The organism is Streptococcus pseudopneumoniae, assembly GCF_001072375.1.
Taxonomy (GTDB): domain Bacteria; phylum Bacillota; class Bacilli; order Lactobacillales; family Streptococcaceae; genus Streptococcus; species Streptococcus pseudopneumoniae_L.
This window is the reverse complement of record NZ_JVKV01000059.1, coordinates 1-9,698: the sequence shown is the minus strand read 5'-3', so window position 1 is coordinate 9,698 and position 9,698 is coordinate 1. Positions and strand designations below refer to the sequence as shown.

Annotated in this window: 10 protein-coding genes and 1 pseudogene; 8 read left to right on the top strand and 3 right to left on the bottom strand. The window is 40.1% G+C overall.

Annotated features, from left to right (window positions below; translation table 11 throughout):
- Positions 1 to 77 precede the first annotated feature (77 nt).
- From thrS to ADH31_RS10225, 3 genes are all read right to left on the bottom strand, one after another.
- Positions 78 to 2,021, bottom strand: a complete 1,944-nt coding sequence (thrS, locus tag ADH31_RS04705; protein WP_049509231.1) for a threonine--tRNA ligase — start codon at positions 2,019 to 2,021, stop codon at positions 78 to 80.
- Positions 2,022 to 2,077: 56 nt separating this feature from the next.
- Positions 2,078 to 2,401, bottom strand: a complete 324-nt coding sequence (locus ADH31_RS04700; protein WP_004251229.1) for a MazG-like protein — start codon at positions 2,399 to 2,401, stop codon at positions 2,078 to 2,080.
- Between the two features lie 256 nt (positions 2,402 to 2,657).
- The gene (locus ADH31_RS10225; protein WP_049509230.1) at positions 2,658 to 3,029 is read right to left on the bottom strand and encodes a hypothetical protein; all 372 of its coding nucleotides are present in this window, start codon (positions 3,027 to 3,029) and stop codon (positions 2,658 to 2,660) included.
- Positions 3,030 to 3,234: 205 nt separating this feature from the next.
- Between ADH31_RS10225 and rpsO the strand changes: the two genes are divergently transcribed.
- The 8 genes and pseudogenes from rpsO to ADH31_RS10095 all read left to right on the top strand — a co-directional run.
- Positions 3,235 to 3,504 (top strand): 30S ribosomal protein S15, encoded by a 270-nt coding sequence (rpsO, locus tag ADH31_RS04690; RefSeq protein WP_001018251.1) that lies wholly within the window; start codon positions 3,235 to 3,237, stop codon positions 3,502 to 3,504.
- Positions 3,505 to 4,096: 592 nt separating this feature from the next.
- Positions 4,097 to 5,143: a FecCD family ABC transporter permease gene (locus tag ADH31_RS04685; protein WP_049509229.1), complete on the top strand. Its 1,047-nt coding sequence runs from the start codon at positions 4,097 to 4,099 to the stop codon at positions 5,141 to 5,143.
- A gap of 1 nt (position 5,144) precedes the next feature.
- Entirely contained in the window at positions 5,145 to 5,900 is a 756-nt protein-coding gene (locus ADH31_RS04680; RefSeq protein WP_049509228.1) for an ABC transporter ATP-binding protein, read from the top strand.
- Between the two features lie 22 nt (positions 5,901 to 5,922).
- Positions 5,923 to 6,933 carry an ABC transporter substrate-binding protein gene (locus tag ADH31_RS04675; protein ID WP_049509227.1) on the top strand — a complete coding sequence of 337 codons (1,011 nt, stop codon included), beginning with the start codon at positions 5,923 to 5,925 and terminating at the stop codon, positions 6,931 to 6,933.
- A complete protein-coding gene (locus tag ADH31_RS04670; protein ID WP_049509226.1) occupies positions 6,914 to 7,609 on the top strand; it encodes an alpha/beta hydrolase-fold protein in 696 nt (231 codons plus the stop codon). Before ADH31_RS04675 ends, ADH31_RS04670 begins: the two co-directional genes overlap by 20 nt.
- A gap of 156 nt (positions 7,610 to 7,765) precedes the next feature.
- The gene (locus ADH31_RS04665) at positions 7,766 to 9,109 is read left to right on the top strand and encodes a DEAD/DEAH box helicase (protein WP_049509225.1); all 1,344 of its coding nucleotides are present in this window, start codon (positions 7,766 to 7,768) and stop codon (positions 9,107 to 9,109) included.
- A gap of 56 nt (positions 9,110 to 9,165) precedes the next feature.
- Complete coding sequence (locus tag ADH31_RS10220) at positions 9,166 to 9,345, top strand: hypothetical protein (RefSeq protein ID WP_080980069.1); 180 nt, start codon at positions 9,166 to 9,168, stop codon at positions 9,343 to 9,345.
- 91 nt (positions 9,346 to 9,436) lie between these two features.
- Positions 9,437 to 9,631 (top strand): annotated as a pseudogene (locus ADH31_RS10095) (helix-turn-helix domain-containing protein); the annotation flags it as partial.
- Positions 9,632 to 9,698 lie beyond the last annotated feature (67 nt).

Sequence of the window (9,698 nt, the reverse complement as noted above, 5' to 3'; positions counted from 1 at the left end):
ATCGAATTCTAACGAATTACCGATTTCTGTCCCACTCTCTTTTTAGCTAGCTAGGATTTTGTCCTAGGTTTTATCTCTTATTTCTCCACTCGTGATTTGTTAGCAATATCTGCAAGAATCAAGTCTACAAATGCATCTACCGGCATGGTTTCTGTTTCTTTTTGACCATAGCGGCGGACGTTGACGGCTTGCTCTTCCATTTCCTTGTCTCCAACGATCAATTGGTAAGGAATCTTTTGAGTTTGTGAAGCACGGATTTTGAATTGCATTTTTTCATTACGTTCATCTACATCGGCACGAACCCCACGGTCACGGAGTTTCTTCGCTACTTCCCAAGCGTAGTCCACGTGTTTTTCGTTAGATACTGGGATGAGAGTTACTTGGTGTGGTGCCAGCCATGTTGGGAAGGCACCCTTGTAGTTTTCAATCAAGATAGCTGTGAAGCGTTCCATGGTTGAGATAACCCCACGGTGGATCATGACTGGACGGTGCTCTTCACCATCAGCTCCGATGTATTTGAGGTCGAAGCGTTCTGGAAGCAAGAAGTCAAGCTGGATTGTAGAAAGAGTTTCTTCTTTACCAAGAGCTGTCTTAACCTGGATATCCAATTTTGGTCCGTAGAAGGCTGCTTCGCCTTCGGCTTCAAAGTAGTCAAGTCCCATGTCATCCATAGCTGATTTCAACATACGTTGAGCATTTTCCCACATCTCATCATTATCAAAGTACTTGTGAGTATCTTGAGGGTCACGATATGATAAACGGAAACGATAGTCAGTCAAGTTGAAATCTTCGTAAACGTCGATAATCAATTGAAGCGTACGTTGGAACTCATCTTTAATTTGTTCAGGTGTTACGAAAGTATGACCATCATTAAGGGACATTTCACGTACACGTTGAAGCCCTGTAAGGGCACCTGATTTTTCATAACGGTGCATCATACCGATTTCAGCAATACGGATTGGCAATTCACGGTATGAGTGAACATGATGTTTAAAGACTTGGATGTGGTGTGGGCAGTTCATTGGACGAAGGACGAATTCTTCCCCATCACCCATATCCATAGTTGGGAACATGTCTTCTTGGTAATGATCCCAGTGACCAGAAGTCTTATAGAGTTCAACAGAAGCAAGTGGTGGAGTGTAAACGTGTTGATAGCCAGAAGCCAACTCTTTATCGACGATGTAGCGTTCCAATTCACGACGAATAGTCGCACCATTTGGCAACCAGAATGGAAGTCCTTGACCAACTTCTTGAGAAATCATGAAGAGATCCAATTCTTTACCAAGTTTACGGTGGTCACGTTCCTTAGCCTCTTCACGCATTTGAAGGTAGTTCTTCAAGTCTTTCTTGTCAAACCAAGCTGTACCGTAGATCCGTTGCATCATGGCATTGTCGCTATTTCCACGCCAGTAAGCACCAGCTACGTTGAGAAGGTGGAAGATTTGGATGCGACCTGTTGATGGGACGTGTGGGCCACGGCAAAGGTCTACATATTCACCCTGACGGTAGATGGTCAAACCGCCCTCATCTTCTGAGTGTTCTTCAATCAATTCCAATTTGTAAGGATCGTTTTTGAAGATTTCACGCGCCTCGTCTTTAGTCACTTCTTCACGGATTGATGGGAAGTCTTCTTTAACGATTTTCTTCATTTCTTCTTCGATACGAGGCAGGTCTTCGTTAGAGATTTGACCCGCTTGGTTGTCTGTATCGTAGTAGAAACCATCTTCGATAGCTGGACCAACTCCCAAGTGAATATCTGGGAAAAGGCGACGAGCTGCTTGGGCAAACAAGTGTGCCGCTGAGTGACGCAAGATTGGAAGGGCATCTTCGTGATCAGGTGTCACGATTTCGATGCTTCCATCTTCAGTGATAGCACGAGTAGTGTCAATGAGTTTGCCGTTAAATTTACCAGCAAGAGCTTTTTTAGCTAGGGAATTGCTGATAGATTGGGCAATTTCAAAAGTTGTAACGCCAGATTCGAATTCACGAACAGCGCCATCTGGGAAAGTAATTTTAATCATGGTTTTCTCCTTTTTTATATTTCATAGTTTCTAAGCATTGACTTTTTATTATGAGACTACTTCCTAGTCTTAATGTTCAACTGCTTTTCTTTATCAGAGAGGAAGTTTTCCATTTCCGTCAGGATGTCTATATCCAAACGTTGAGAAAGTTCTACTAGCCACCAGATATTTTCTGAAAGTTTATGTTCCAGTGTGTAGGGTGTTTCATCATAGTAGCGTCCTTGCTTGGTCATCACTAATCGTTGGAAATTTCCAATATCATTCGATAAAGCCAAGAGGTCTTCTTCTACCGTCCACTTGGAATCATGATGCTTAACTTCCAGATCGTGATAAGCTTGTCGGATTGCCCAACTGCGCTCCACTAATTCTTGCAACTCCATAGTTAGTCTCCTCATAAAAAATTGCGACATCCTCGAAAGGACGTCGCAACGTGGTTCCACCTTCATTTATGTACAACAAAAACTGTTGACACCTCTGATTGGCTCTAACGTGGCCACCGTTTTATGTTTGCATAAAAGTTAGTAGAGTAGTATCAGTTTAGACTTCCTATGCGTTCTCAGCAACCACGCACTCTCTAAAAGAAAGATTCTAAGCGACTTGTCTCTATGCATTATTATAGCATGATTGCGAGATTTTTCAAGGATTTTGTGAAAGTTTTTTGTTTTTCAGTTTTTGAACCAGATACCTGATAATGGCACCAATAACTGTACCTAGTATAATAAGAATTTCATAGGCTAGGAAATAAACAATAATAAATTCTCTGAAAGGAATAATAGTAAAACAATAGAGCAAGCAACTACCTAGAAGCCAATGCAGTGAAAAACCAAAACGATAACTATAAAGAAGAGAAACTATAAAAACTACAACAGGCGAAATGATGAATATATTTAGAAGATAGAGACCTGTTAAATCAGGATTCGATGATAGTAGTATAAATAATCCATAAAGTGGCCAATAAAAGAAAAATACGACCAGATAGTAGGGGAGATATTTGAAAAATTTACGCATGGTAATCACCTCACTTTTCAAGCTGTCTACTTAGATATCCTTCCTATAACTATTATAGCATATTTGTGGTATGGATAGTAAATCAGTTGACAAAGAACTTAGTTATTGGTAGAATAGAAATTGTCTTAAAGACAAATAACTTCTTCTTGGTTACAGGCATGCCAACCTGTCACTCGGATGAAGCCAAATAAAAAGGAGAAACATCATGGCAATCTCAAAAGAGAAAAAAAATGAAATCATCGCACAATATGCACGTCACGAAGGTGATACAGGTTCAGTAGAGGTTCAAGTTGCTGTCCTTACTTGGGAAATCAACCACCTTAACGAACACATCAAACAACACAAAAAAGACCACGCTACTTACCGTGGATTGATGAAGAAAATCGGTCGCCGTCGTAACTTGCTTGCATACTTGCGTAAAAACGACGTTAACCGTTACCGTGAGTTGATCAACTCTCTAGGACTTCGTCGCTAATCTGCTTTATTTTCCACTTACATTGCGTTGTCACCTTACCTCGATATACTCAAGTATAATCTTCGGTTACGATTCCTAGCACTGTAAGGTAAAATAAACCAGAATGATCTCCCTTCGGGGAGATTTTTTGTTTTACTAACATTTTTGTACAATCTTCGGCTTGCCGCCTAGTCTATAAACGTTTGATCCAGCAAGAATCATGATGCTAAGGGCGTAAGAAATCCGTATGAAAATAGGGAAACGACACCGTGTTCGATGAACACAAGGAGTTTCATCTTTTTCACTAGGATTTTAGCCCGAGCTCAAATCAGCTCTCTGACCTCAGGGAGCTTTTTTTATTTTTGTCACCTACCTCGATATACTCAAGTATAATCTTAGGTTACGGTTCCTAGTACTGTAAGGTAAAATAAACCAGAATGATCTCCCTTCGGGGAGTTTTTTTGTTCACTAGGATTTTAGCCCGAGCTCAATCAGCTATCTAGTTTTAACAGTCTTTTTAGCTGTATCTTTCTAGTCTTGTCCCTACTTTAGAAATGTGGTATACTATTTATGAAAATTGTCTAAATTTTTAATTTTATTAAGGGAGAGTTTTATGATTTCCAAATCTTCTGGAAGCCATCAAAACCTGCGGTATGTTTTTCTCCTATCTCTGTTGCTGGGAGCTTTGGGAGTTTCTCTATTTTTGGCTGTTTCTATGGGTTCAGTTCAAATTAGCTTGAGTGATACTTATCGGATTATTTTGAGTAAGATGGGGGCTCCTCTGGATATAGGAGACCTTTCGAAGTCTACACTTGCTATTGTTTGGAATATGAGATTACCACGGGTTTTTCTTGGTTTGATAGTTGGTGCTGGCCTTTCCATGTGTGGTAGCGTTATGCAGTCAACAGTCAATAATCCAATCGCAGAACCTTATGTGTTAGGAATTTCAGCTGGGGCAACCTTTGGTGCGACTTTGAGCATCATTCTCGGGTTTAAGGTCATGATTGGTCTTGGCTCTTTCCTTGGAGCGCTTGTGGCAACAATTGCAGTTCTACTCATTGCATCCATGCAGGGCAGAATGACAACTTCAAGCCTGATTTTATCCGGGACAGTAGTGAATGCACTATTTTTGGCTTTTTCAAACTTTATTATCTCAATTGGCGCTAATGCTGATAGTGTCATGACCATCAAGTTTTGGACCATGGGTTCTTTAGCGGGGACTTCCTGGGCTCACTTAACCTTGCCAACTATAATCGTGGGAATTGCTTTTTTATTTTTCTCTACCCAATATCGTGTTTTTAATGCCATGATGATGGGTGATGAGGCGGCTTTGACCTTAGGGATTCCCCTACGTTTTTACTGGTATCTTTATGTGACGATTGTGGCTGTAATGACAGCAATCTTGGTATCGACCTGTGGGATTATTGGTTTTGTTGGTCTCATCACACCTCATTTGGCACGAAGTTTGGTTGGTACTAATTACAGAAGACTTTTTCCGATCGCTACTTTGCTCGGCGCCCTCTTTGTTATCTGGGCAGATGTCCTTGCTCGTGTCTTGATTCAAAATGCTGAGCTGCCGATTGGGATTTTCACGGCTCTAGTAGGTGCTCCTTTCTTTATTTACATGGTTGGAAGTAGACGAGGGGAGGTGAAAGTCTGATATGGACTTAATGTGCCAGGATATTCACTTTGGAATAGGAGAGAAAAAAATTCTCAAAGGAGTGTCGCTCAAACTGGAGGGCAAGCAATTTCATACCATTTTGGGACCCAATGGAAGTGGGAAAACTAGCTTGCTGAAACTCCTCTATCGACAGGAAAAACCTGATCAAGGTTTGATTTCTCTAAATGGGAAACCGATAGAACAAATGAGCGTCAAGGAAACGGCAAAACAGATGGCAGTCGTCACGCAGTTTAATCAGTTACAATTTGATTGTAGGGTTGAGGAAATCGTCATGCTGGGCAGAACACCCCATCTCTCTTTCTTACAAAAGGAAAAAGAAAAAGACTTTACCTTGGTTGAGGATGCTCTGGTCAAGGTAGATATGTTCGAAAAGAGAAATCGACTCTACTCTTCTCTGTCAGGAGGAGAGAAGCAGCGGGTTTTATTGGCACGAGCCTTGGCCCAAGAACCGACTCTCCTGCTCTTAGACGAACCGACCAATCATTTGGATATCAAGTACCAACTAGACTTGTTAACCATTGTCAAACATCTCCATATCAATGTGCTAGCAGTGTTGCATGATATTCAGCTAGCTTGTCGCTATTCAGACTATCTCTATCTGATGAAAGAAGGAGAGATTGTTTACCAAGGGACTCCAAAAGAGACCATCACTCCTGAGTCTTTGCAGGCTGTCTATGGTGTCCAAAGTAAGGTTACTTGGACAGAAGATCAGCAAGCCATGATTCACTATTTATAAAAAATGAAAAGGAAAACAAAACATGAAAAAATCAATCGGTATTTTGCTCCTAACAGTAGCTACCTTAACTTTGGCAGCTTGTGGCAATAGTTCAACAGAAAAAGCTACCACACAATCAAGCGCAGAGACAAGTCAAAAATCTACTACAGAAACCAACTATCCTGTAACCATCAAAACTTATGATGCCAAAGGAAACGAAGTCGAACAAGTCTTTGAAAGGGCACCTGAAAAGGTTATTACCAACAATCTTTCAACAACTGAAATCCTACTCGAACTTGGTTTGAAGGATAAAATTGCCGGCATGCTCAATCCTGATAATGCCGTAACTGGTAAATACAAGGAAGCAATTGAAGCCATCCCTCATATTGGGGATAAAAAATCAGTCTCACAAGAAACGGTTCTTTCTTATGAACCAGATGCTTTGATGGGACGTAATATGATGTTCTCTGAAAAGTCAATGGGAACTATCAGCGCTTGGAATGAAAATAAAATCCCTGTTTATACGCAAAAAGCCTCACTTTCAAATATCCAACAGGATTTGGGAAATATCGTAGAAGATGTGAAGAATCTTGGTACCATTTTCAATGTCCAAGACAAGGCTAATCAATACGCAGAGCAATTGCAAGCTAAAATCGATGCGGTTAAAAAAGCTAACCCAGAAACACAGGGTGAAAAGAAAAAGGCTTTGATTATGGTAGCCTACAATGACGAAACTTTTGGTGCTTACAAGTCAGCCCTTCAAGAAAGTTTGCTCAACCAACTTGGTTACACAAATGTCGCAACAGGAACATCTGGCTTGACCTTGGAAAATCTAGTATCAATGGATCCAGAGTTGATTATCTATGTAACCAGCGACCGCAATCAAAAGTTGGATGAAAAAGCAGTGGATTTGATGAAGGCAAATGCTGTTTTGGAAAAGGTACCAGCAATCAAGAATCAAAAAATCATGACCATCTCTTACGATGAGTTGATGGACTACGGTCCTGCAGTGATTGATTCACTTGAAAAAATCAATGACTTTATCAAGAAATAAGGAGTTTAACTGGGAAGGGATTCGTGTTAGAGTCAGTCTTCCTTCAAACTATGACTCTAAACAAGCCTATCCAGTTGTGCTCTTAAACGATGGGGAACTGGATTATTTATCAGACCTGTCCCAATCTGTGATTTTAGTGGGTTTGGTTCCAGAAAACCGTCTGGATGACTTTACACCTTGGAAAGCTAGTTCTTTGAAAGAAGGGGCTCCAGATTTTGGTGGAAAGGTAGATGCCTACAATCAAAAGGTCTTTCAAGGGATTCTAACAACTCTAAAAAAATCCTACTTGATTGATGAAAGTAGGATTGCTTATGGTGGCTATTCACTGGGCGGTCTTGCTGCTGTTTATAGTCTCTATAGCAATCATCTACCTATGACCTGTATTTTCTCTATCTGTGGTTCCTTCTGGTATCCAGACTTTATAGACTTTTGCAGGGAACATGACTTGATACAGAGCCAAAGCCTGATTTATCTACAAAATGGTCAGACAGAAGGTGCCAATCATTCCAACCGTTTGTCTAAGGCTCCTATTTATGCCAGAGATCTACATGATCTGATTTCAGAGAATGTGCCTTCGACTTATTGCACATTTGATGCTTATGGGCATCATGAAGCTCTCGACCAACGCTATCATCATTTTTGTGATTGGCTGAGAGAAGAGTGGAAGCTTACGTAAAAATCTAATACTCTTTGTTTAGGATGGACAGAGAGTATTTTTCTTGTCATTATTCGGGTATATTTTGAAATTTCCACGTGATTATCCAAAACGAAAGTTTAACTGTAATGCATCAAAATGTGGTATAATGAGTAAATAGATAGAATCGAGGATATTATGTCATTTACGAAATTTAAGTTTAAAAAATATATAGAAGAAGCCTTGGAGGAGTTGAAGTTTACCACTCCAACAGAGGTGCAAGATAAGTTGATTCCTATTGTCTTGGCAGGTCGTGACTTGGTTGGTGAATCAAAAACAGGTTCAGGGAAAACTCATACCTTCTTGCTTCCAATTTTCCAACAGTTGGATGAAGAGAGCGATAGCGTGCAGGCAGTTATCACAGCTCCGAGTCGTGAGTTAGCAACACAGATTTATCAAGCTGCTCGTCAGATTGCAGGACACTCAGAAGTAGAGATTCGTGTCGTTAACTATGTGGGTGGTACGGACAAGGCCCGTCAGATTGAAAAATTGGCAAGTAATCAGCCCCATATTGTTATCGGAACACCAGGTCGTATCTATGATTTGGTAAAATCAGGCGATTTAGCTATCCACAAGTCTAAGACCTTTGTAGTCGATGAAGCTGATATGACCTTGGATATGGGATTCCTAGAGACGGTTGATAAGATTGCAGGAAGTCTTCCGAAAGACTTACAGTTTATGGTCTTTTCAGCGACTATCCCACAAAAACTGCAACCATTCTTGAAAAAATACTTGTCTAATCCAGTTATGGAAAAAATCAAGACCAAAACAGTTATCTCAGATACCATTGATAACTGGTTGATTTCGACTAAAGGTCGTGATAAGAATGCCCAGATTTATGAATTGACTCAAGTCATGCAACCATACTTAGCTATGATTTTTGTCAATACTAAAACGCGGGCTGATGAATTGCATACATACTTAACAGCCCAAGGCTTGAAGGTTGCTAAGATTCATGGGGATATTGCTCCTCGTGAACGTAAACGGATCATGAATCAGGTCAAAAATCTTGATTTTGAGTATATCGTAGCAACTGACCTGGCTGCGCGTGGGATTGACATCGAAGGTGTCAGTCACGTTATTAATGATGCTATTCCACAAGACTTGTCCTTCTTTGTCCACCGTGTCGGACGAACTGGACGTAATGGCTTACCAGGAACAGCCATTACACTTTACCAGCCTAGTGATGACTCAGATATTCGTGAGTTGGAAAAACTAGGAATTAAGTTTACTCCTAAGATGGTTAAAGACGGAGAGTTCCAAGATACTTATGACCGTGACCGCCGTGCTAATCGTGAGAAGAAACAGGAAAAACTGGACATCGAAATGATTGGCTTGGTTAAAAAGAAAAAGAAAAAAGTCAAACCAGGTTATAAGAAAAAAATCCAGTGGGCCGTCGATGAAAAACGCCGTAAAACCAAGCGAGCAGAAGGTCGTGCTCGCGGACGTGCAGAGCGAAAAGCCAAGCGCCAGACATTTTAAGAATAAAACAGTAGAACCGAGTCGGTTTTACTGTTTTTTTATAGTTCTACACTGGGATTGGTGAAATAAATGTTATTGTTTATTTGATATATGTGTGTACTGGTCTCGCTCCTCTCTTTCATATATCGATCATCGGCTCAGAGGTGACTACTGGAAAAATTGTTTTAACCATCTTAGGTATAGTCTACGCTATTTTTTTAACGATTGCTAGAATTTATCGAAAGTTTTTCTGGTAAGAATCATATTGAAATGTTAAAATCCCATCAGAAATTTGAACTGCACCTCAAAAGTTAGACAGAAAAAATCTAACTTTTGGGGTGTTTTATTATGAAATTGAATTATGAAGATAAAGTTCAGATTTATGAACTAAGAAAGCAAGGACAAAGCTTCAAACAGCTTTTGAAAAGATTTGGTGTGGATGTTTCTGGTCTAAAGTACATGATGAAATTAATTGACCGTTATGGCATAGATATCGTCAAGAAAGGGATGAATCGTTATTATTCTCCAGAACTAAAACAACAAACGAATTAAAGTCAAACTAAAACTATTTTTCATCAAATACCTTAATATACTTGACAAATGGTAGAAA

Coding starts and splice junctions, on each gene's coding strand:
- ADH31_RS10225 (WP_049509230.1), bottom strand. CDS start 3,029: ATGCGTAAATTTTTCAAATATCTCCCCTACTATCTGGTCGTATTTTTC.
- thrS (WP_049509231.1), bottom strand. CDS start 2,021: ATGATTAAAATTACTTTCCCAGATGGCGCTGTTCGTGAATTCGAATCT.
- ADH31_RS04700 (WP_004251229.1), bottom strand. CDS start 2,401: ATGGAGTTGCAAGAATTAGTGGAGCGCAGTTGGGCAATCCGACAAGCT.
- rpsO (WP_001018251.1), top strand. CDS start 3,235: ATGGCAATCTCAAAAGAGAAAAAAAATGAAATCATCGCACAATATGCA.
- ADH31_RS04665 (WP_049509225.1), top strand. CDS start 7,766: ATGTCATTTACGAAATTTAAGTTTAAAAAATATATAGAAGAAGCCTTG.
- ADH31_RS04670 (WP_049509226.1), top strand. CDS start 6,914: ATGACTTTATCAAGAAATAAGGAGTTTAACTGGGAAGGGATTCGTGTT.
- ADH31_RS04680 (WP_049509228.1), top strand. CDS start 5,145: ATGGACTTAATGTGCCAGGATATTCACTTTGGAATAGGAGAGAAAAAA.
- ADH31_RS04675 (WP_049509227.1), top strand. CDS start 5,923: ATGAAAAAATCAATCGGTATTTTGCTCCTAACAGTAGCTACCTTAACT.
- ADH31_RS04685 (WP_049509229.1), top strand. CDS start 4,097: ATGATTTCCAAATCTTCTGGAAGCCATCAAAACCTGCGGTATGTTTTT.